Here is a 25,354-nt window from a genome sequence, read left to right as displayed (position 1 = left end):
TATAAAAAAATATGATTGATAAACTTGGTCCTCCAATAGCAAAAGCTTTTGCACCAATAATAAAAATTATCGGGAATTCTCACGCAAAAAAAGAAAAAGTTATTGGTGTAGTTTTTAGAGACAAATATATTCAAGCTGCAGAGATATCTTTAAAAAAAAATGTTTGGAAAGTAGACAATTTTTCAAACCAGCAAATAGCAGGCATTGGTGATGATCAAGATTTTTTATCTGCAACTACTTATTTAAGTGACCAAGTAAAAAATTCGTTAGACTCAATTAAAACTAAAACCAGAGATGTTGCTATTTCTTTAGACACATCAAAAGCTCAAATATACAATTTACAAATCCCAATAATGGATGAAGAGAGTTTGTCAGAGGCTACATCTTTAGGTGGTTTTTGGGATCAGTTCGACGAAACACCTGAGGATTTACAAGAATACGAAACAAGTTATTCAATTGTTAGCACTAACGAAGAGCTTGGTGTGATGGATGTAGTGCTAGTTACTATGGAAACAAAATTTGTTGAGGCATATTCAAATATTTTTAGACTAGCAGGATATAACCCAGTGGTTATTGATCTTGCTCCGTTTGCACATATGAATTCGCAAGGTCTTATTCTTGGCAAAGAAGGTTTTGAAACTCCTAATGTTATTTTTAATTATACAAAGGAAGAAAAAAGCATAACAATTTGTTCTCAAAAAGGGTTTCAGTATTCAGAAATAAATATTATTGAGGCTGATCAAGTTTTGCTTGATACTGTTGAGGAAGTAGAAAGTGTTGAGACAGAATTTTGGGATGAAATTTTTGAAAGATTAGGATCACAAATCAAACAGTCATTAGTTGAGTATGAAACAAAATATGAATTTGATCCAATAAGTATTGTTTCAGTAGTAACTGACAAATCAAAAATTAAAAACTTATCTAAAGGTATAGAACGCCAACTTGGTGAAGTTATTGTTAAACACTACAATCCTGAAGACTCTTTAGAATTTTCAGATGGAGCAAAAAAATATATAGACTCTTTAAGCAATAAATCTTTAGCATCTGAAGCTATAGGAATAGCTTCTAGAAAATTGAATTCATTTAATCTTCAATTAGATGAAATTCTATCAATTAATTTGTTATCAAATTTTGAGCAAATAAAAATTAATAGAAGATCAAAAGTACTTGGCAACTTTTGTTTAATGATTTCATTTATTTTTGTTTTAGGATTTGTTGGTCATGTTATTCCATTTAAAATTTTAAAAATATTTAATAACTCATCTAAAATAAATGCAGCAGCATCTTTAAAAGAAGATCTTGATGGAAAAAAAAGTTTACTCGAAGGATATAATGCAAAGATTCAAAAAATTAATGGTGAAGTTAAAACTGCAAAATCATTTGGATCTAACTTAAAGACAACAGCAAAATTATACTCTAGCTTAAACAAAATCGTTCCTGAGGATATTAGATTAACAAGCTTTAGTGTTCAGGAAAAAACAAATATTCTTGTTGCTGGTGTAGCAAAAAATGATCAATCTGTAGTTAACATGATGAATAATTTTTCTGATAATGAAGTTGTTAATGACAGTAAAATTGAAGCGATGGTAGAGTTTACTCTTAAAGACAGAATTAATTTATATAAAGTTAAAGGACAAAAAGATCCTAAGGAAGATGAATTACCCAATGAGACAATAAGTAAAAAATTTAACTCAATGCTTTCGCTAAAGCCATTTGACGATGAAAAATTTGATAACGAAGCGACAGTAGCTAAACTATTAAAATCAGGAAAGAAAAAGAAATGAATTTTAAAATCTTAATAACTTTACTTTTACTTTCAGTTATGATGAATCTAAAAGCTATTGCTGGCCCGTTTACTAACGAAATTGGAATTACACGTGAACCTGAGGTTATTGAAGAAGCTGAAGTGATAGAGCCAGAGGAAGATATTGTTACAGAAGAACCAACAGAGGAAATAGCTTCAGAGGACTTATTTAGTGATGAACCAGAGGAAGTTATAGAAGTAGCTGAGGTAGAGCCAGAACAAGAAACTGAGGAAGTAGAGATAGTAACAGTATTGAATATAGATCCAATGTTGGCTTATTCTCTTAAAGATTATACTTTAAAAGGCACTGCATTAAGCAAAGAGTCATCTCACACATTTAAGAGAGCAAAAGTTAAAAAGTTTGATAGAGCAAGAATTCCTACTACACACACTATAAAAGAGGGGGAAACTATCGAAAAAATTGCATTCAGATATGGTTTTTCTTTAAGGGAAATTGAATTAGCAAATGCTATTTATCCTGGATCAAGAGAACTTGTTAATGGAGATAAGCTGGTAATACCTAATAGATTTCATATTGTAAAAGAAGGTCAGAGTTTGGATACAATTGCAGATAGATATAAAATAGATCCGGTTCAACTAGCCTCTTATAATGACATTAATGATGAAGATATTTTATTGATAGGTGAAAAACTACATCTACCATTTTTTATACATGTAACTAATGAAAATGAGACTTTAGCAGAAATTGCTGGAAGATATGAAAGAGAAGTTTCAGAGTTAGCAAGCTTTAACAACTTCGAACAAGACACTCTTATAATAAATGAAAATCAATTAATTAAAATTCCAATTTATGCTAATCAAAATATTAGCTATGAAAATTTAAACAAAAAAAGTGTTAATGATTTTAAAATTGATAGACAAAATTTAGCAATAATTGAAATCAACAGTGGTCAATATATGGTAAGAGAAGGTGATAGAATTGGTAATAAAGATGGGGTTATTGTTTCTATTCAACAAAATATGATGATTGTTTTGGAAGAAAATATCGAATTTGAATTTTTAATTAACACACCAGTGGTAGGACAAGCAATTGCTTCACTTCCATCAAATGACATAGATTCAGTTAATACTGATATAAACGATCCAGGAACTGAAAATGATCCAGGAAATAATGATGGAAATACGGAAACTAATAATGATCAATCTGCAAATAATGATGGTGAAACAGTAACTAACGTGGAAGATTTATTTAATTGATGAATAAAACATTAAAATTTAATTTTATATTATTAAGTTTAATGATTTTGCTCTTTTCAGGGTGTAAATCAGGTAAACCTGATATGGCTTACGAGCAAGAAGATGGTGGAGCGGTACAAGATATTGATGCTTTTGATGTAGAAGCCACAGCGGGAAATTTTAAAGAAACATCAGAAGAGTTTTCTGAAAAAACAAAAAAAATAAAAGAAAAAACTAGAGAAACCAAAACTTTAGTTAGAAGAGTTTCATTATCTGACAGTGTAGAAGGTAAAAAAAGTCCTTTAGAAATAGTGGATCATAATAGTTTTGTTAAAAAGTTAAACACAACAGAAGTTTCTTTAAAACTTAATGATATGGATATTAAATCAGCTCTGAAACTATTTGCTAGTCTCATCCAAAGAAATATTATTGTTGGAGACGAAGTAGGTGGAAACATCACAATAGATTTTGAAAACATCAAGTGGGGTTCAGCCGTATATGCAATTCTTGATATAAATAACCTTATCATGATTGAAGATGAAAGCTCAGGATTATTAAGAGTGCATACTAAAGATGTCTATGTAGAGTTAGAGAAAGAGAAAATTGATCGTACTTTGGAGGTTAATAAAAATTCAATAACATTGGGAAGTGGAGCAACAGCTTTAAATACTGATGGTGAGCAAGAACAATTAATATTAGCTGAAATTTTTAGAGTATTTAATCAAACATCTGCAGATGTAATTGAGCCGATACAAAGTTTATTAGGAGATGATACCACAATTGAAATAACAGATGATGTTTCTAATAATCAATTACTTGTAAGAGGATCGCCTGAAGATCTAAATTTAGTTGAAGAAATTATCGGAAAAGTTGACATCGAAAGAAAGCAAGTTTTAATTGAAGCGTATTTGATCAATGCTACTGATAACTTTAATGAAAAGTTTAATAATAACTTGCAGCTATTTAATTCAAGTGCTCTAGCGAATGGACAAAATGGAATTGAGTTTACTGGTGTTGATACTTCTCCTGGAACAGGTGTAACAACTACTTTTAATACTCAAAACGCTGCAGCGTTTTTAGAGTCAAGAGATTTACCTGCAACAACCACATTTACAAATGCAGAACTTTCAGGAAGTGCAGTAATAATGGGTAATATTGGTATTACAAGATTAAAGGCACTTATATCAATGTCCATTGATCAAAAAAATTCTGAAACAATTTCTAATCCTAAATTGTTTGCATTAGATGGACAAACAACAACCTTAGCTCAAGGTAACCAGCTGTTAAAAGAAATAGATGGTGCAGGGTCAACAGCAAGTACAACTGTTACAATTAATCAAAACTTATCAATGAGCGTGACGCCTAATATAATTAACGACAATCAAATTGAATTGAACTTAAATATTTCTAACAGCTCACCTGGAACTGTTCCAACTGGTGTAACAAACACAACTGCTACAAATACAGAATCGTTAACTTCAATTGTAAGAGTAGCATCTGGAGAAGTTGCAGTTCTTGGAGGTGTTTATAAAAATTCCAAAAATGACAATAATAATCGAGTTCCTTTCTTCTCAAAAATTCCTATATTAGGGACATTTTTTAGAAGTGAAACTAAAGAAGATAACAAGACACAATTGTTAATATTTATCAGTGCAAATCTTGTATAAGTTATATAATTAAATATAATTTACACATATGCCATCAATTAATCCTGAGATTAGTATTAAAATTTCTAATTTGCTTAAAACATCAGGTAAATTATCTGAAGCAAATTTTAATGCTGCAAAAACCAAATATGAGAGTAATGGAAAAGCTCCACTAGGCGTATTAGAATATTTACTTAATGACAGTCATGTAAATGAAGACGATATTGTTTCTGCAATCTCAAGAACTTATGCTTTAAGAAAAGTAGTCTTAACAGAGCAAAGTATTAAAAAAGATGCAGTTAAAAAATTACCCAAAGAATTCATTATGGAAAATGAAATGCTTCCTTATGAATTAAATGGAAGGATATTAAAGATAGCTTTATTTGACCCAACAAAATCAACATTAGCAGGAAAAATAAAAAGTATGACTGGCTGTAATGTTGAACTCTATGTTGCCAAACCATCTAATTTAGACCAAGCTCTTAAATTTAAAAGTGTTATTGAAGCTACGCAAGAAGCAAAATCTCCAAATCCTTTAGAACAAAAGAAAACTATTGGAAAAGCAAACCCAAATATTAAAGTACCTAATGCGTTTAATTCTGGTGGCGAGAATGCTGTTGTAGATTTTGTAGATAAATTATTAATTGAGTCTTTTTTAAGTGGAACGAGTGATATTCACATAGAAGTTTTTAGACGTGGGGAGGCTCAGGTCAGATTTAGGAAAGATGGTGTTTTACAAGAGCAACTTCAATTCAAACAATTCTTAATGGAAAATTACAATGCAATAATAACAAGATTAAAGATTATGTCTGGATGTGATATTTCTGAGAAAAGATTACCCCAAGATGGAAAGCTTCAATTTAAAAATCCAAAACCAAAAAATGAGGACGATGTTGATATAGATGTAAGATTTTCAGTGATACCAGCTAAAGAAGGTGAGAGAGTAGTAATGCGTTTACTTGCGGCTGGACCAGATTTAGGTTTAGAACAAATTGGCTTAGATAAAGAAGATTACGATAATTTAGTTGCTGCTATAACTGCTCCTCAAGGAATGGTATTGGTTACTGGCCCAACAGGAAGTGGAAAGAGTACAACATTATATGGCTGTATTAAAAAAATAAATAATCCTGGCACTAATATCATGACAGCCGAAGATCCTGTAGAATTTTATCTTAAAGGTGTAGGTCAAATTCAAGCTAACAATGAAATTGGCTTAACATTTGAAGCGATCTTAAAATCTTTTTTAAGACAAGACCCCGAAGTAATTCTAGTTGGGGAAATAAGAGATAAATCAACTGTAGATATTGCAATCAAAGCAGCGTTAACAGGTCACTTGTTATTAAGCACTCTTCACACAAATGATGCTGTTTCAACAGTTGTTAGATTAGTAAACATGGGAGTTCCAAGTTTCATGGTAGCATCAGCTTTAAGTTTGATTGTTGCTCAGAGATTAGCAAGAAAAAATTGTTCTGAATGTTTAGTTGATGACGATAAAGCAACTAAGGAAACGCTTTTGCAATATGGATTTAAAGAAGAAGAGCTTTCAACTTTTACCGCAAAAAAAGGAGCTGGATGCACTGAATGCAACAATACTGGCTATAAAGGTAGACAAGGTATTTATGAAGTATTAAAGAAAACTCCAAATCTTGAAGCTGCAATTTTAAGAGATGCCAGAGGAGATGAAATGTTGGAAGTTGCTGTTAAAGATGGTTTTAAAACAATGCAAGTAATTGGAAGAAATTTTATAAAAAACGGTATATTATCAGTAGCTGAATATTCAAGAATTTTAGTAGTTTAATATGGCAACATTTCAATACGCAGGTGTCCAGGCTGGAAAAAAAATAACTGGTCAAATATCAGCTTCTAATCCAAAGGCTGCAGCCATAGAACTAAGAAAAAAAAAAATCATAGTTACATCTATAAAAAAAGGAAACGGTAAGTCAGAAGCAAAGGGACCACCATCATTAGATGACATCCCATTAAGTAATGCACCCATAATTATTGCTAAAGGAAATATTTATTTAAATTTTGGACCTTGGGCTAAAGTTCCTCCCAAAGAGTTGTTACAATTTACAAAAAAAGTTTCTACCATGATTAAAGCTGGTCTACCTATATTAGAGTCGATCATGATGATTAGAGATCAAACTGTACACATGAAAATGAAAATGACAGCTCACTCTATAGTTAAAGATCTTAATGGTGGTATGAATTTGACAGATGCTTTTGCTAAACATCCAACAATTTTTGACAACATTTATTTAAATATGATTTCAGCTGGGGAAGCCAGTGGTAAATTAGACGAATTTTTAATTAAACTTGTAGAGTTGCTTGAAAAAAATGCCAAGATCAGGTCAGGAATTAAAAGTGCTTTATTTTATCCTGTAATGCTTTTGACTGTTGCAACAACTATTACAATTTTCATGTTATGGAAGGTAGTTCCAGTTTTTGAAAAAATGTATGGTGCAATGGGAGTAAAACTTCCAGCAGCAACATTAGTTATCGTAAATGCCAGTAGATTTATTGCTGATCCAGGAAATATAATGAAGATTGTGGGAACAATTATAATTATCAGAGTACTTTATAACTTTATGTATAAAAATATTGAAGGTTTTAGACATGTTATGCATAAGAGATTTTTAAAATTCCCATTATTTGGAGACTTAATTGTAAAAGCTACTGTTTCAAGAATGTGTATGATTATGGCAAACCTAACAAGAGCTGGTGTAAGCATTATTGATACAATTAAAATATCAAAATCAGTTACAACTAATCTTGTCTTTATTTATGCACTTGAAAGAATTGGAAGACAGATAGTAACTGGTCAAACTTTATCTGCTTTACTTCAAAAAGAAGAACATATTTTTCCTCCAGCACTTGCCCAATTAACTGCTGTAGGTGAGAGAACTGGTAATATGGAGGAAATGTTTCAGTCAATAGCAACATATTATGAGGAAGAATTTGATGGCGTTGTTGCAGCCTTATCATCTATTATTGAACCGTTAATGATTGTCTTGATTGGTGCAATTATTGGTGTTTTAATGATAGCTTTATACATGCCAATCTTCAGTATTGGTCAAGCAGTTGGATAAAAAAAAGATTTTTTTTTTAATTAAAAAATTTTAATATATGTTAATCAAATATTTAAAGAAAACTTACTATAAAATTTTTGTATGAAAAAAAATGGTTTTAGTGTTATCGAGCTGATGGCAACTATTGGTGTGATAGCTGTAATTGGTGCCGTAGGTTTTCCCGCTATAGATAACTTTGGTGATCAAGAAAATTATGAAGCTGATCTAGCTACTTTAAGAGGTCAAATAAATTATGTTAGGCAATTATCTTTAGAAGAAGGAACTGCACACACAATAAGAATAGTAAATGATGATACAAATAACACAGCTGAATTGGAAATTTGGCAAGCAACTGGTTTGAATAGATTTAATGTTGAGTATCATAAAGCCACAACATCTCCAACTTCATTAAACGATCCAAAATGCAAAAGATTTGGTAGCACTGGTAATAAAGGTGACATTCGAAGCGAATTTACAAAAACTCTTGAACATATGACAATAAAAAGATGTACAGCAGTTGATGGTAGTTGTGTGCATGAGGCTGTAGCTGAAAACTTTATTTGTTTTTTGCCTGATGGATCTGCTCCTGAAAGTTTAAAATTAGAAATTCAAGCGTCAGATAATGCTGGAGGAAAAAAAGATTATTTGCATACTTATCAATCTGGCTTCTTTAATAATGGGACAAGAATGTAATGAATTTAAAACAGAAGTTTCAAAAAGGTGTATCTTTAGTAGAGGGAATGACTGCTTGTGCTGTTTTAGGTTTGGCAGTAACAGTTTTTATGACGTTACAATCCACTCAGGAGAGAGATTTTTCAAACCTAAGAAAGTTTGATAAAGCAGCATATGCTGTTGAGTTAATTTTTGAAGAACTTGCAGCAGTTTATAATCCTGTTGCTGCTCAATTTGGTAGCCCAAGAGTGAATGAAGATACTGATGGAGGAGAGAGTCAACTTGAAGTAAGAGGTTTAGCTCAACTACCAGGAGATGGTGATAGAATTATTATCGAAGGTGTTGGTGGAGAGTATGAAGTTACAGACTCAACACCTTTTGATGCAAACAACATTACTACTTTTTCTTTAGAAAGATCTGATGTTCCTGAAGGAACTCCTAATTTAAACTTAGCGTCAGATGCAGTCGAGAATGCTCCAATTACATTTATTTCAAATGCAGAAGGAAGCCTACAACCTTACAATGATCTTGATCTAACTAAATTCGAAGACAGTGATTATCTAAATGATATGACAAATGATAAAGTGGAAACAGATTTAGTTAATTGGGGAGGACTTTTAAAAAAACATTTAGGTCCAGCAAGAGAAGGAGATCAAAGATTAATTGAAGTAGAAGAAGTAGATAGAGATATTTCTGTAATAAGAAATGGAACGACTGTGACAGAGACAGAAAGAATATTAAGAGTGACAATTACAATTGAGCAAGGTGGTATTGAAGAAAGGTTTAGAAGAATGTTCCTTGCAGGAACATAATAAATATGAACAAAGTTTTATTTCAAAAAGGTTTTTCTCTAGTAGAAGCTTTAGTTGCAGTTGTTATTTCGACTATCGTAATGGGAGCCACTTACACGATTTATAGTAATTTCCAAGGCACTTTTGTAAGACAAATCAATCATAATAATATGAAGCAAGAAGCTAGATTTGCGCTTCATGTTCTTCAACTTGATGCAAAGATGGCAGGCTATAAACATCCAGATAGTGATAAAGGAGATGTTCAAATACCAGTTAAAGTTCTTAATGATGATGGAACAGAAGTCACAGATGATACAGAGTATGGCGAGTCAGTTTCTTTCTGTTTTGATACCGAAGATGTTGACGGAAATATTCAAAGAAAATTGATTAAGTATGAATTACAAATTCCTTATTCACCAATAACCAAGAAAACAATTCTTAAGAAAAAAGTATGGAATACAAACAATTGTGACCCAACAGATTCAAACACTACTGAGTTTCAAGACTGGGAACCAGTTGCGCAATTTTTTGATACTCTAGGCATCAGGCTAAGAAGTAAACATATTGATTTTGAAGTTACTTTAAAATCTAAAGATGAAAAAGTTGCTGAAACTTATACTGCATCTGCATATATGAGAAATTTAAACTTTGGTGGTAAAACTTATTATGCTTTTGACGAAGAAGATCTTCATGAAAATAGAACAGCAGTTTTAGAGTTTACAGGCAGCCTTCAAGTTACATGTGCTAATGATATAAAAAGAGATATTCAATTAGCAAGCTTTGTAACAGATGATGATATTATTGTTCTTCATCAAGGTGAAAAAGTTGGAACATCAAGCATTGACAGAACTCATGAAGAAATAAGGTTTGAAAGTGAAAAACCACCTCAAATAACTGGTTTACCAGGAGTGAGTCATTCTGAAATGAGATTGAAATTAGATACGGTAGATAGTGAAACCACTTTACCTCCTGGCTTAACTGCTAGTTCTGGCTATGATGATGCTAATAGTAATAATCAAGGTGATGCTGGAGAATGGAATGGTTCATTAACTATATCAGGAACATTAAATAATACTGACACACCTTATTCCTTTAATTCAGATGGATATCAAGATTTCAATATTAGGTTAAAAGCAGATTTAAATACAAATTGTCAAAGTCAAGGTTGGGAAGACCAAAATGAAGCTTATAAGGATTATAAAATAAGAGTTATGAAGTATAACGCTCCACAATTTTCAGATATAAATTTACATACTTGGGAACCAAAAGGATTTACTTATGGTGATCAAAACTATGAGAGTAAGGGCGCAGCAAGTCAATGGGGTGGTCCAAATTATGATCTTACAGACGATGGAAGATCATTTTACATTCAACAAAATTTAGCATCACCTGCTTTTTTAGTTTCTACGGATGAATATGACTCATTTGTATTAAAGGGGATGGTGTGTTCTGGTGGATATCCTGATTGTAATCCAACAATGAGTGTTGGTCTTGATGATGATATGTTAGGTTTTGCTGTTGGATATCAAAGACCAAGTGTAGTTCAAAAGAAATGGCCTGATGGAAAAATAAGAGCTTGTGCTGGAATTGATTATGAAAGTTTAAATGGTACAGATGGATTTGACTCTGATGATTTAAGAGACTCACTTTCAAGTACAGATATAGCAGAATGGAATGGTCTTTCAGATGATGAAAAAAATGAATGGTGGGGAGAACCAGCAGACTTGACCTATGATATGTATTTATGGTCTTGGTGGGCAGCACAAGGTAATGGATCTGCAATAATTCTTCATCACTTTAAAGGCTACGAATTTGATCACACAAGAAATTGTGGTTACAACGAGGGATCATACTTATCTCATGCTAATATGAGTCCGTTAATGGGGTGGTCAACTCCAAATGCTGGAGCAATTTCAAATTATAATGAGCAAGGATATAACAGATTGTTTAGAAGATGGGACAATACAAGACCTGCAGAAACTGGAAACAGATCTTGCAGCGGTAAGACAAAATCTTTTTCTCAAATCAGTTACAATCCAGGCTCAACACACTCTAGTTGGGGTTGTTGGAGACATGGAAGAAAAACTGGAATTAAAAATACTGTAACTCTTACTTATCACCCAAATAAATTTAGAGCTAATGTTGAAAACAAACCTCATGTAGCGAATAGCACAAGTCAAAAATTTACAGCTTTTGATTTAAGATTTGATAGTAGTGGTGATCTACATGATCACACGAATTCAAGTTTTCCATTTACTGAAAATTCTTCAGCAACTGATATAACTTTACCAAGTGGCGCAGATGTATCTGATGATTTGAAAACTGAAGGTTTTAAAAGATTTCAAAGAGGTTCGGTTGCTATAGCATCTTTCTCTCAACCAGATAATAGATATTCAAATATTCAAATTGCTAGACTGCCAAGATATATTCCATCAAAAACAGCAACTAATAAGCCAATGCCTAAGGCACAAAATTTATATTATTACATGGATAAAGATTATTTTACTACAAATCGTATTTATGGTCTTTTTAGTAAGTCATATGATCCTCAAGGAGAACATTTGGAATTATTAGTTGAACATGATGGCTCTTCAAATAGCTGCTCTCAGATAGGAAGTGTCGATGGTGATCTAGCTGAAAGTGGAACAGTAAAATCTCAAACTGTAGATGGTGCATCAAGAACAATGAATTGTAGATTAAGTGGAAATTGGAAAGCAACAACTGCTGAATGGGCAAATAATTCTGAACTCCCTAATATTGGTGAGATGTATGATACAGAAGAAAAAGATAGTTATAATGGCGCTAGAGCTACAGTTCAAACGACTGCAGGTGGAAAAATTCATGTATTTGCTGATGGATCATTCAAATATCATACTTTGCCGGATGGTTGGTCAACATCAACTCAAGCCCATCAAGACTCATTTTATTATGCAGTGCAAACGCAAGATACATCAAACAGCAGAATTTCGGATATTAAAAAAGTTTACATAGGCTTTAATATAGGAAATAACGCACCAACAGGAGTTTCTTTTAAAGAAGAAGATGGAACAACCATCACAGATAATGATGATTTTGATTTTGCAGAAGATGATAATAAAGAACTAGTAATTGGTGAAATTTTTGTATCAGACTCTCAAGATACAGATACAAATGACTTTGTAAGATTTAATTTAGGCGAAGTACCAAATGATGATGCAGACAAAGATGTAGATCATGGTACTAGATTTCGATTAGATCAAAAAGATGAAAAGTTTTATTTAGTTTTGAATGATGACTCAGATATTAGATGGTCAAATCTACCAGAAAATAAAAAATATTTTTCTGTAAGAATTATTGCCACAGACTTAAGAGGTAATCAATTTTCAACTACAGAAGAAGTACAAGTTAATAGAGTAGATTGCTCAGAAACAGCTATGGAAAATGTAAAAGTTTATAAAACAAAAGCTGCTATGACTATTGAAGGATATATTCAAGGCAAAGAAGGAGAAAAAGTTTTTAGAAGACAAACAGTTCCATTAACAAGTGGCTTAGATGAAGCTATAATAACTTTTGATTTTCCTGAAAGAGGTGTTCAGCCATCTATCAAGATTTCTGAACAAACTGTGCAAGTAGATGGAGAAGATGTGGTGATAGGAATGCTATCAAACAGATGTAAAACTTCACATAGCTATATAAATAGACAACAATTATGGAGCGACTCATAAAATAATGAAATATCAAAAAAAACAAAAAGGATTTGCTTTAGTTTTTGTCATAGCTGTCGTTGCTGCACTATCTTTGATGACAGGTTCGATGTTTTTTTATTACGATACAGATTTAAAAAGTGTTTCTAGAAATTCAGTAATGCAACAAGTTAATCTTGCAGCTGAAACCGGTCTACAAGAAGGTCAAAGATGGATTACTGAACAATTAAATTCAAACAGTTTTACTTTAGTAGATATTCAAAATGAACTTAATATTGCTGATTCTGATAATCAATGTCTCAATAGACACGGTTATACAAATACAGATGAAGATGTTTATTACGCACAAAGAATTCAAGGTGATCTTGGAGATGATGAAGCAAAGTTTGAAAATATGTCTTACGAAGTTTTTGTGATGAGACACGCAGATGTTGTTAGATCAATTTATTTTTCTGAAGAAGGATCTACCGGTGGGTCAGAAAAAGATACTACTTATGATGATAGATCTTTTGCGTTAGTTGAAAAATTTAATGATTTTCCTACTGATCAATTCACAATTGAAATGTGGATTAAAAATATGCAAACAGAAACATCAACTTACAACATGCATGCATTTGAGTGGGGAAGAGAATGGGATTTAGTTTTTAAAGTTCAAAACGATAGTTGGTCACCAAGATTAGGTGAAGTGGTATTGGATGATCAAGGAGATGTTGGAGAACCTGTTAAAGGTGAATGGGTTCACATAGCTTGGGTGTGGGATGGTGGTACACCTGGTGTTACTGATAGTGGTAATGTTAAAATTTATCAAAATGGTGAATTAGAGGGAACTTTCAATGCAAATATTGGTGCAAGAGCTAAATCTGGTTATACCAATCCACCAGAAATACTCCCTGAAGGAGATCTTTGGCCATTAGCAATAGGTGAGGGTTTGCATGGATTTTCTCCTAACAGCTATTTGACAGGAGATGTTAAAATTCAGAGTGTGCCTTGGTTAGGTAATGTAGCTGAAATGAGAATTTGGAATATCTCAAGATCAGAAGATGATATAGCAGATAATAATAGAAGAAGACTTTCAGGATCTGAACCAGGATTAGTTTCGTATTATAAATTTAATGAAGGTTCAGGTAATATAGCTAAAGATTTTAATACATCTAGAAGTGCAGATAAAAGAAATGATGCAACCATTTATGGTATTGGTAACAAAGGAACTCTTTGGAAAACAGAACTTGTTAAATATCCTGTAACATCAGATGACGACGATCCACCCTCTATTAATGTACCTCCAGGAGAGGATATAGTTTATTATAAAATTTTATCATGTGGAGAAGGTCCAGATGATCAAATTATACCTCTAGAATTAGTAGTTTCAGCACCTGTCCAAAAAGGAGATGTCGGTGACGGTTTAATTGCTTTAACAGAAGAGGATCTGAATTCATTATCTGGTCAAGAAGGTACACCATTAAAAGTCCCATTGAATACTTACATTGGACAAGATGGAACAGCAGGAGATATTAAAATTCAAACATCAGGAAATACAAACACAAATTTCTATGTTTTTAAAAGAGCACTTGAACAATGTGATAACTCCAATAGTTTTACTGACTTTAGTGCTGCCACCGCTTATGATGAGGGAGACTGTGCAGAATATCAAGGTAAACTTTATTATTTAGAAAAAGATGCTGGTAAATCCGCAGGTGATGATTTTGTCGAGGAAGACTGGTCAGAAGTTTTAGGAAGTGGGTGTGATGGAGTTCAATTTACAACCACATCAGGCGATAATAGTTATGGGCACTATTACAAATATTTTTCAACAGCTCCCAATGTAACCTCAGGAGACAGTGGAGACCTTGGTTATAATGGTGACTCTATTGATTGGTGGGAAGCAAAAAGAAGAGCAGAACAATCAACCTGCGGAGGGATGAGAGGATATTTAGTGTCAATAGAAAGTGCTGCTGAAAATGAATTTATTAAAGATGCTGTTATGTGTGACAGTAGTACTGAGACAGGTTGTACGGGTGTTACTCCGTTTCATGTTGCTGCAGGAGAAACAAGAGCTAATTACTACGGAACAAGATTAAATACTAAATCAAAACAACACTTTTTATGGTTATCAAATTCTGATTGGAGAAATCCAACAAGTAATGCAACTAACATGCAATCAGAGTCTGGCCCTCTAATGGGAATGTCAGTATCATATGTTAATTGGCAAAATAATGAACCAAATAGCTCAGGTGAACCTTATGCTGATATGGAGATTAATAGAACAGGAAGAACTAATGGTAAATGGAATGATTTAAGAAGAGTGCCTGGCTGTACAGATAGTGGCCTAGATTGTATCACTGGTTATGTAGTTGAGTACGGTGGTTTTGATCATTTCAAACTTGATCATGATATAAACCAAGATGGCGATACAGATGATACTATAGCGGGTGTTCAGGAAGTAGATTTTAGTGATCATAATTTTTGTGTTGCAAGAGCTACAATTGAAAAAGACACTTATGTTCCACCCAAAGATTTGAATAATGATGGAGATACTCTAGACGATTTTGAAAGAGAAGATTTTTTAAAATTAGACACATCAGCTGAAGATTATCCATCAGCAATTACAGGGGAAGGTGATCAAAGTGTTGATTACCCAGGTTGGAATGCTGATACTGGTGTTTTAACATTAGTTCATTCCGGTAAACCAGCTGATTGGAGCTCAACAACAAATTATAATGCTAATACATTTGTATGGTTTAATAATAGAGTTTGGAAAAATACATCAGGTGCAACAATAACTGGTGGATTAAGTTTAAATTTACAAGAAACTCCAACAATATTTAATCCCCAGGTTTGGACAATGTATGAGGGCGATGAGTCTGATGCACCGTGTGCAGATCTGACAGTTTGGGAACAAGCATTTGAGTCTATCAAGTATTTTAACTCAAAAGAAGTTGATGCAGACTCAGATGTAAATCCTTTTGCAGCTGAAGGTGGAGATGGAACAGATGGCACAGATTCTGATGACACAGACGAGTCAACCCCATCTCTTGGTGAAAGAACAATCCTTTTTTCATTAGGGCCTCTCCATGTAGAAGAACATAGAGATGGTTATAATCATTTCTATGAGTTTTATGAGTTTCCTGCCAGACCAACTGGAACTGCTAATGCAAACCAAGATTTATATAACAATAAAAATAGAAGAATGAATGAAGCATTTTCTCTATCGAGACAATTAAATTATTTTGGTAAGAGTGGATATTTAGCAACAATAACCAGTGAGTCAGAAGACGACATTATTACTGAGAAAGCTGTTGGTAATGGATGGATGGGAGGATTAGGTCTTTCAAGTAACTCAAGTACAGTTGCAGAATTAAATAAATGTGGAGGTTTCAGACAAAGATCAAGTAGAGCAGAAGCAACTGCAGACTTTAGAGCATTAAGAGATTTTGCAAACATCCCGATGTATAGAGGTGGAGAAGATTATGGCTCTTCTGTAAATTATTTAAGAAATATTGTTGAAAAATATACTAGTGCAGGAAAAACACCAATTACAATTGAAGATATAACCCAAGCTAATCCTGCTGTATTCACGACTGATGGTAATCATAATTTAACTAATGACGATATAATTAAAATCGCTGATATAAGTTCTGGTAATCAAATTAGACTTGATGGTATGCAGCTTAACTCTGGTTTTTATAGAGTAAGAGATGCCACCTCAGACACTTTTAGCTTAGTTGATTTAGATACAAGGGAAAATATTAATACAAGTAGCTTAACCGCTTATACAGATGACTCTGCTCAACTGTGGCTTTTAGAGGGAGTTCAGAATGAATTTTATAGAAAAAGTAGCAACATAACTAATGCGAATAACAACCCTCAGTCTCAGTCAGGTTTAGAATTGTTTTACAAAGATCCAAAAATTGCTCTTTCTAACAACAATCCTGTACCTCAAACTGGCACTAGAACAAAACTATTCTTTAATGCCGCTTTTAGCAATGTTGATGACTCAGTTACTGATAGTGAATGTCCAGTTTGGAGATGGATGACTGGCCCAGAAGGTATGCTTTGGGACGGTAGAGGTTTAGCCTTTGCTCCTACACGAGCGTCTGATCAAACTCCATCTGCAAACAATGGTACATGGACAAGAGCAAATCCAGCTGGTCAACAAATAGGTGAAGTCTTCGTTGATAATATGCCATATAGAAACTGGAATGGCACATGGGAACCTAACAATGTTGCTGAAACAGAACATGGTATTCATTTACTAGGTACTCATTTTCCAGATGATCAAGAACTTAAATGGAATGATCTTCACAACTGGAGTGCAAGTTATTCAGATAATTTCAACTATTCTATTCGAGGATTAATTTTAGAGTACGGTGGTATGGAAAATGATGAAGATCCAATAATTAGAATTGCCACTAAAAGAGTGATAAAACTTTTTGATAGAAGAGTTACCAAAGCAGTAGTAAGAATTGAAAGTGGTGAACAAAGTGGAGATAAATTAGTAGCCGGAACTACTGAATTAACTAACTTAGGTATTTCAGCAACTAATAATGAAACAGCAACAGTAACATTAACAGGAGATGCTACATGTCAAAACTACCTAGATATTATTCGATCAATGTATTTTGAACATAATGCTTCTACTGGAGGAACAAGAGAAATCTATGTTCAGTTAGGTGATGTTGAAAAACCAACAGGTGCAGAACATTATTACCAATTAAAAGATGAAGAACTAAGTTACAGACAAGCAGATTTTCAATCTAGTTATCAAAATTTATGTGGTATCCAAGGTTATCTTGCAAATGTAACAACTGCTGCAGATCTAGATGCTATAGAGCAATTAGGTGTAGATAACTCTAAACATGCTTGGGTAAATGGAACTGACGAATGTCAAGGTGGTATTTATAGATCTGGTTTTTGGAGATATACATCTGGACCTTGGAAAGATAAAGAATTCTGGAGATTAAGATTAGACATACCTTTAGCTAATGCACTTGAAATTGAAGCTAATTTGGCTAATCAATCTAGTTGTGGTGAAACTGATTTAAGAGACGAAGAAGAAAGTGTTCGTGTAGGACCTTTCGAGGCTGCTAACTGGATAAGCAACCATCCAGCAGCCAATACAAACAATTTCTTAGCATTCCAACAAACAAACTCAGGAACAACTACAGGAATTTTAACTAGAGATGGGATGGCAAATTCTACTGTTGAAGGTTATATCGTTAGGTTTGGTGGTAGCGTTGGTGATTTTACAGGTGCAGATATTGAAGAAGATGGCAATGATATAAATGTTGTATTAGGACCTGTACGAGCTGAAGTATCTTTTTATACAGACGGTACTGATAATAGTATCTATATTTCAGGCGAAGACTCTGTGGATGTTAATACGTCAGGAGATTTATCTCTTACATCGGGATGGGCCAAAACAACAAATTTTGCATCTAATTCAACTCCTACAGCAATGGTAATAACACCACCTTCAGGAGAAGTTATTACAATGGAAAAATGGAGAGAGGAATTAGCAAAAGTTTATTACCAAAATTTACAAACAGATGATTTTACATCTGGTAATAGAAAAATCTTAATCAGACTTGTTTATGGTGACGCAAGTTTAAATGAAGAAATTGGAATTGTAAAAGCAATAGGTAGCAGAAATGCAGTAACCGTAACACCAATATCTTGGAATAACAGATAATCTTCTTTTAAGGATTTTATTTGGTGAGCTTTTTAAATTCTTCAGTAATCATTTTTAAAAATTCTTCAGAAGTTAATTTGTCAAAAAGATTTCCTTTAGTTAACTGTCCCATAAAACTTTGAGATTGGAGTAAACCTTGTAATTGACCAAGGTCAATGTTTGATTGAGCATTGTTTTTTTCCAAAGTGCTCATTAATTCATTTAAATTTGAAGTATCAATTTTTTTACCAGATTGAAGTTGTTTTAATACTTCTTTAATTTGTTCTTCATCAATTCCATTCATCTTTTCATTTTCTGGCAATTCAGCTGCTATTACCTCTGTTTTAATTAATTTTGGAGAAGAACAGTTTATATTTATACCAGTAAGATCATTGCTAATTAATTCAAATTGTGGATTTGGATTATTCTTTTTAATGTAAGAAAATCCTGGTTTAAATTCTAATTTAAAAAACTCATCTTCCGCATCAAATAAAAAATTATTTTTATCAGTAATATTTGAAATTTTTATTTTATATTTAGCTTTTTCATTATTGATTTTATTGATCACAATATTTTTTCTTTCAAACGAAAAAACAAAAGATAATGATTTAATTTCATTTTTTCTCTCTACAGTCTTGCAACTTGTTTGATAAATATTTGCAGATGCATGATTATTTATTAAAAATAAAAAAGAAAATAAAAAAATAATCTTTTTTGAATTAATCTCTGCCATTTGAAGTTGTTCCAGAGACTTTATTAGTATCAGAACCATCGACTGTTTGAACTGTTAAAGTTGTATCAACAGTATCAGCAAAAGATCTACCTGATTGATTTTGGAAATTTGACTCAACTGTTACAAAATAATTTGCTGACGCTCCATCTGTATAGCCACTTGATGGTACAGTTGTTGAAATATCTCCTGTTGCTGAACTTGCTACATCCGTAACAGTTCCGCTACTATTTACAGAAAAAGACGATGCTGGTGTTACATTTCCAGATACTCCAGTGTAATCTACATCTTTATCAATAGTAAACGATCTTGACCCTGCTTGACCAATTTGAACTTTTGCAGTTATACCCTGATTAATTGTTCTATTACTAAAGTCAATTGTGTGAGTAGGAGTAAATGTTCCAGCTAAATCACCAACAGCATCTACAGCACTTGCAGCATTTGAGCCTGCTGACTCAACTGTTAAATTAGTTGTAGTCCCAGTGTATGTATCTGTCCCAGTTGATCTTGTATTAAGGTCCGCGTATGAAGTTGTTCCTGTTGAGAATGTGTTAATTTCTCTCTCATATTCTGGTATAACTCTTGGATCTATAGGATATTTTAAAACTATAAATTCTTCCAATGCTCTATCAAAAGAAATTTTTGGAGCTTCTATTCTTGTTTCTACCTCTGTTACCTCAATTTTAGGCTCTTCTTTCTTGGCATCTTCAACTTTAGGCTCTTCTTTCTTGGCATCTTCAACTTTAATTTCTTCTTTTGGAGCTTCTCTAGACAAAATTTCCTCTGCTCCAATTTCTATAACTTCAGTTTTAACTTGTGCTAAAGCTATCTCCTCATATGCTTTATCTACTTCGGTATAAATTTCATCTAACTGTTTATCAACTTCACTATATAATTTGTTTATTTCTTCTTCACTTGCTCCTGATTGTATAGCTTGATCCACTCTTGAGAATAACAATGAAGCTTCCTGATCAGCTCTTTGCGCTAATTCTTCTGCTCTCTTTTCAGCTTGATAAAGATCAGGAAATTGTTCTGCAAATTGTTGCTCATATTGATTATCAACTCTTTGCCATTCTAAATTAGCCTCTTCTTTATTAACAAAATCTACACCACCATCAATTTGGAATATAGGAACTAATCCTTGATCATCTGCTTCTTTCCAATTTTGCGAATATTCATTAGTGTCAAAAATAAAACTTTCTTTTGTCTGTAAAAATTCTTCGTTTGAAAAAACATCTAGTTTAAAATCATTTCCAAATTGGTTTTGGAACGCAGCAACCTCAAAAGCTTGAGCTGCTTCATTAGCTTCAAACATCACTCTATCCATTTCAAAAACAACTTCATCTAATTCTTGTGTTGAAGCACCTGATGCTTTAAGAGTTTCAAATCTTTGATTTAAAGCTTCCATTTGAGGATCTATTTCTTGTTCAAAGAAACGACCTTTTTCTATATCAATCGCAATTGCTTCTTGACCTTTTAAAAAAATTTGTTCAGGCAATGCAGGTTCTCCAAAGTCAAAGTTATCACCTGATAATCCTGCTAACTGTGGCCTAAAGTCAATATCACCCATTTCTAAAAATACAACATCTCCAGTTTCTTCATTAAGTATTGGAACTTTGATATTGTTAAAACCAGCATCAAACTGATTAAATTCAGTTGGTACAAAATCTACATCTTCAATTCTGGCCGAAACTAGCATTACTTTTTCAAGTTCATTTTGAAGTTCGTTTGCAAAAAAAGCATCAGCTTCTGGTGAATTGATATCTACTCCTTCAGGTAGTTGTTCTTTAACATCATCAGGAATAAGAGCTCTTGGAATTACATTACCACTATTCAAAAAAGATTTTCCTAGAAGTTGAGCAGTTATACCACCATCATCTTTTGCAAGTGCAGTTACTAAAGTATCTAAAACTAGATCTCCAAGATCTTCATCTTCATTAAATATTTCAGCTTTAATTAATTCTTTAATTTCTTCCTCATTTTGTGCCAACTGTGAATCTTCATCTTGCTGATTATTTTCTGTAACGGGTGCATCAGGTTCTATCTCTAATTCTTGAAATTTTTTCAATTCTGTTTGAGGGATAATAACAGGTTGTCTTGGAGCTGTATTTTGATTTACTTCAGTAAATAAATATGGCTTATCTAATAAAACAGTTCCAGCTGCATTAGAAACCTCAACAGCACCCGGTCTTAATCCCAATGAATTTTTTGGACCTGGTCCAATTAATAATATTTTACTTTTTGATGTTTCTGGATCAACTGCTGCTTTAAACTCTGTACCCCTTGTTCCTATCGTGCCTGCTGGCGTTTCTACAACTAAATTTTCTGGATTTTTTTCACTTATTTTACCTGTTAGAATTTTAACACTACCAGATTTAATTGTAGACAATAATTTGCCATCAGTATTTTCTGCATCATAAACAAATTCATCAATAGTAAGCTCAGTATTAGAACCAACCGTCATTACAGTTTGATCAACGAAAAGTATTTGCGATTTGCCACCTTCATTAGTTGTTATGGTATCCCCAAAGTAAATAGGATCACCTACATTTAGTTTTTTTCCATCTTGATTAAATGCATCACCAATAACAAATCCAATTATCCCAATTTCTGAAGAGTAAGAAATGTTTGAAAGTAATAATAAAAGTGCAGTAATTTTTAATAAAATATTCATTTTCACGTTTTTATAAATGATTTTCATTAATAATAAATCCTTTTTGTTAAACCAAAATTAAATGTTTCTTTATTATAATCATGCTGGAGTAAAGATCCTTCATTCTCAGTTTCTGACCAAGACATATTATATGACAATGAGTTTAATTGGTTAATTGCAAAATCTGGCAATTTAATTGATGGTAAAGATCTTACTATTTGACCCAAACTTCCATTCATTGAAACTGTGTGAGTAGCAGAATCCTCTCTTCTTGTAATATCCGAACTTACAAAGCTATCTCTAGTATCATAATCTTTATCGGTTTCAGAATAAGTATAAGTAATATTACCCCAAGGTATATTTTCAGTATAAGACACTGAATAAGTATGATCATCCAGAGCATTATGATTAGCAATTGCATGGGTGTCAGTATAAGTATATTTAAAACTTAACTTATGTTGAGCGCCTTCACCCATTAATAAGTCGTAACCAGCTGTATAACTTTGTTTCCAAGTGTTTTGAGTTCTACGAGTTGCATTAGCTGTATTTTGATTACCTTTATTAGTTCCTAAAGTTAAACCTCCATTAAATCTATGGTTTTCATTTAAGCTAAAAGTATTGTTTAAACTTAAATTGTTAGCATATGTATCCGCAGCTCTTCTAGTGTTCGTATCAGTGAAAGAGTAGGAAGCACTAAAAGAATTTCTTTCAAAAAATTTACTGTAACTAGAAGAAAATGTATTGGTATCATTTTCATCTGTTGTTCCTCTATTTTGTTCTGAAGAAGACGTGCCAACGGAGAGTGAAATATTCGAGGTGTCACTTAATTGATAGATTGCACCCGTAAGTGTGTTGATGGTTTCAGTGTTATCTCCCTCAATACCACTCATAGCAACTACACTTCCAGCTGAATGTTGTGTTTTAGTTGAAGAGACATTTCCTATATTTGAGTGTAATGCAGCTTTCCATCCAATATCTTGATAAAAAGTCCAGCTACTTTCTTTGCTTGCAACTTGAGATCTTTTCTTTTCCTCTTCTTCCACAACTTGCCTTGCTTTTTGACGTGCAATGGTTTTTTCATCATCAATTCTTTTTTTATTGATATCATCAAATACTTGAGCAACTCTAGTTTTAACATCCTCAGTGATTTCATCTGATTGCCTTATTTCTTCAATAAGTCTTAAGACTTTTTCAGTACTATCTGTTTTTACTGCAATTGATAATAAATATAGTTTTAAATCAATGTTAGTAGGATAAAGAGCTGTCAGTCTTTCTAACGTTGCAATTACACTTTTAAATTCACCTAAAGCTTCTTGTTCTTTTGCATATTGAAGATTTAACCTTAAGTCAGTTGGATTTTTTAAAATTTCTAGATAAGTTACTTCAGCTTTAACTTGAGTAGATAAAGAAAAGATAAAAAGAAATAAAACTAGCTTTTTCATTAACTATTATGTCCTGAAACAACTATGCAAGTCACATCATCTCTTAATGGTGCATTTCTTTTTGTTAATATTGAACTAACATGCTCTATTATGTCAGTAGGTTTAATAAATTTATTATTAATTAACTCTTGTTCAAGTCCTTTTACTTGAAGTTCCTCACCGTTTTCTAAATATCCCTCAGTAACACCATCGGTGTAAATCATTAAGTTTTTGTTTTGAATATTTACTTTATTAGTTTGAAAGAAATTTTCATCATCCATACTCATAATACCAAGTGGTGGCAAGGTGGATTTTAAGTATTCAAATTTATATTCTTTATCGAAGATCATTATCGGTTCGTGTCCGAGGTTTATATATTCAATTTCTTTTTTCTCTATATTTAATTTTCCTATTACAGCAGTAATAAACATACCTTGATAAGAATTATCAGCTACTTGGTTATTAACAAATTGAGCAATACTAGATACTGATTTTTCAAGTTTAGCCATTGACCTGAAAACAGCAGCTGCATTAGCCATCAAAATACCAGCTTTTACACCTTTTCCAGATACATCAGCTAGAGTGAAATAAACTTCATTTTCATTGATTGAAATGTAATCATAGTAGTCCCCAGACACATCTTTAGCAGGAACGTTTTTTGCATAAATTATATCTTTATTTGAAAAATCACCTGGGAATAATTTTTTCTGAACCTCTCCTGCAATTTCTCTTTCTTGTTTTAATACAATTTGTTTCTTTTCATTTTCAAGAGCAATTTCATTTTCTCTTAAGTATCTAAAGTAAAGAGTGGTTAAGAACAATAAAGAGGAGCTTGCAATTATATATAATACATCAACAAAGTAGTTGAATTGATAAACAATCATGCTTGATACAATTAGAATTAAAACCAATCCACTAAAGAAAACTATGCTGAATTTCGGTAAAATTTTATTTGGAATAATTAAAACAAGTATCAAAGATACAATTAGCAAAAGATTTTCGGCAATTGTTGTGTATAAATTCTTAATTATAAAATCATTATTAACAATATTTTCTATTAGATGAGCATGTGTTTGAACTCCAGGAATTACATCTCCATTTGGAATTTTTACAAAATCAAATAAACCTTGTGCTGAACTTCCTATAATAACCATTTTATTTCTGAGCTTATTTGCATTAACGCTCATGTTTAAAACATCAACTGCTGGGATATAATTTTCTTTGTTGAACTCTTTATAGTTTATGTAAACAATTGCATTAGGGTCTGGCTCAATTTGATATTTTCTAGTTTTAATTAAATTAATTCCCGTTTCATCAGAATTAATTAAAATACTTTTATGTCCATGAAGAACTCTTAAACTTTCCAAGCTAAGGGCAGGCCAAATATCACCATCAATTTTTAATACAATCGGAACTGATCTTAAAACTGCATCTGGACTATCAAGATATGAAATTGTTCCTATTCCCGCTGTTACATCGTTAAATTTTTCTAGTGAAGTAATCTTATTTTTAAAACTATAAACATAATCCGAAGCATCCATTCCACGAGAAATAATATTTGTTTTTGGTTTTGATTGATTATCTTTGTTATAAGCAGATACATCTCCAAGAACTGCAAGAACTACATTTGATCCATTGATACTCTCTAAAAGAGATTGATCACTATCAATCACTTGATCATTTTCTATATTAAATTCCTCTAAAATTTTTTTTGGATTTTGTTTATCTTCTTCACTAAAGAAAATATCAAAAGCAATAACAGATGCTTGATATTGATTTAATCTATCAATTAGTTTTGCAAAAATATCTCTTCTCCATGGAAATTGTCCAATTTCTCCAATACTTTTTTCATCTATATCCACGATAACAACTTCATCGTAATTACTTTTTTCCATGAATAGTGTTTGATAAATATCATAAGAAATATTTTCAACTTTCATTACAAAGTTGCTGTCTTGAATTTTTGCGAGAATTAAAAGAATTAGTAAAACAATGCCAGAATATTTTTTTACATTGTTCAT

The 25,354-nt window shown here is 32.4% G+C and carries 13 protein-coding genes; 9 read left to right on the top strand and 4 right to left on the bottom strand.

Annotated elements, in window-relative coordinates; genetic code table 11:
• Positions 1-11: 11 nt before the first annotated feature.
• The 9 genes from ACTT9U_RS00170 (at position 12) to ACTT9U_RS00130 (ending at position 18,550) form a co-directional block, all read left to right on the top strand.
• The gene (locus ACTT9U_RS00170) at positions 12-1,784 is read left to right on the top strand and encodes a PilN domain-containing protein (protein WP_440931179.1); all 1,773 of its coding nucleotides are present in this window, start codon (positions 12-14) and stop codon (positions 1,782-1,784) included.
• Complete coding sequence (locus ACTT9U_RS00165; protein WP_440931178.1) at positions 1,781-3,022, top strand: LysM peptidoglycan-binding domain-containing protein; 1,242 nt, start codon at positions 1,781-1,783, stop codon at positions 3,020-3,022. The genes ACTT9U_RS00170 and ACTT9U_RS00165 overlap by 4 nt, the downstream gene beginning before the upstream one ends.
• The gene (locus ACTT9U_RS00160) at positions 3,022-4,668 is read left to right on the top strand and encodes a secretin N-terminal domain-containing protein (RefSeq protein WP_440931177.1); all 1,647 of its coding nucleotides are present in this window, start codon (positions 3,022-3,024) and stop codon (positions 4,666-4,668) included. The genes ACTT9U_RS00165 and ACTT9U_RS00160 overlap by 1 nt, the downstream gene beginning before the upstream one ends.
• Positions 4,669-4,696: 28 nt before the next feature.
• Complete coding sequence (locus tag ACTT9U_RS00155; protein ID WP_440931176.1) at positions 4,697-6,445, top strand: GspE/PulE family protein; 1,749 nt, start codon at positions 4,697-4,699, stop codon at positions 6,443-6,445.
• Between the two features lies 1 nt (position 6,446).
• Positions 6,447-7,736, top strand: coding sequence for a type II secretion system F family protein (locus tag ACTT9U_RS00150; RefSeq protein ID WP_440931175.1), 1,290 nt, complete (start codon positions 6,447-6,449; stop codon positions 7,734-7,736).
• An 81-nt stretch (positions 7,737-7,817) separates the two neighbouring features.
• Complete coding sequence (locus ACTT9U_RS00145; RefSeq protein WP_440931174.1) at positions 7,818-8,408, top strand: pilus assembly FimT family protein; 591 nt, start codon at positions 7,818-7,820, stop codon at positions 8,406-8,408.
• Positions 8,408-9,199 (top strand): type IV pilus modification PilV family protein, encoded by a 792-nt coding sequence (locus ACTT9U_RS00140; protein ID WP_440931173.1) that lies wholly within the window; start codon positions 8,408-8,410, stop codon positions 9,197-9,199. The genes ACTT9U_RS00145 and ACTT9U_RS00140 overlap by 1 nt, the downstream gene beginning before the upstream one ends.
• Positions 9,200-9,204: 5 nt before the next feature.
• Entirely contained in the window at positions 9,205-12,882 is a 3,678-nt protein-coding gene (locus ACTT9U_RS00135; RefSeq protein WP_440931172.1) for a PilW family protein, read from the top strand.
• Positions 12,883-12,886: 4 nt separating this feature from the next.
• Positions 12,887-18,550 carry a LamG-like jellyroll fold domain-containing protein gene (locus tag ACTT9U_RS00130; RefSeq protein ID WP_440931171.1) on the top strand — a complete coding sequence of 1,888 codons (5,664 nt, stop codon included), beginning with the start codon at positions 12,887-12,889 and terminating at the stop codon, positions 18,548-18,550.
• A gap of 16 nt (positions 18,551-18,566) precedes the next feature.
• Here the strand turns inward: ACTT9U_RS00130 and ACTT9U_RS00125 are convergent, their stop codons facing one another.
• From ACTT9U_RS00125 to ACTT9U_RS00110, 4 genes are read right to left on the bottom strand one after another with little or no spacing between them, the layout of a single operon-like run.
• Positions 18,567-19,262: a hypothetical protein gene (locus ACTT9U_RS00125; RefSeq protein WP_440931170.1), complete on the bottom strand. Its 696-nt coding sequence runs from the start codon at positions 19,260-19,262 to the stop codon at positions 18,567-18,569.
• On the bottom strand, positions 19,249-21,933 hold the full coding sequence (locus ACTT9U_RS00120) for a FecR domain-containing protein (RefSeq protein WP_440931169.1): 2,685 nt from the start codon (positions 21,931-21,933) through the stop codon (positions 19,249-19,251). The genes ACTT9U_RS00125 and ACTT9U_RS00120 overlap by 14 nt, the downstream gene beginning before the upstream one ends.
• A gap of 26 nt (positions 21,934-21,959) precedes the next feature.
• Positions 21,960-23,354, bottom strand: a complete 1,395-nt coding sequence (locus ACTT9U_RS00115) for a hypothetical protein (protein WP_440931168.1) — start codon at positions 23,352-23,354, stop codon at positions 21,960-21,962.
• A complete protein-coding gene (locus ACTT9U_RS00110; RefSeq protein ID WP_440931167.1) occupies positions 23,354-25,354 on the bottom strand; it encodes a CHASE2 domain-containing protein in 2,001 nt (666 codons plus the stop codon). The genes ACTT9U_RS00115 and ACTT9U_RS00110 overlap by 1 nt, the downstream gene beginning before the upstream one ends.

Origin of the sequence: Candidatus Pelagibacter sp. (genome assembly GCF_052049975.1) — a bacterium.
GTDB lineage: Bacteria > Pseudomonadota > Alphaproteobacteria > Pelagibacterales > Pelagibacteraceae > Pelagibacter.
Note: the sequence above shows the minus strand (reverse complement) of the source record. Positions and strands in the feature narration are given on the sequence as shown.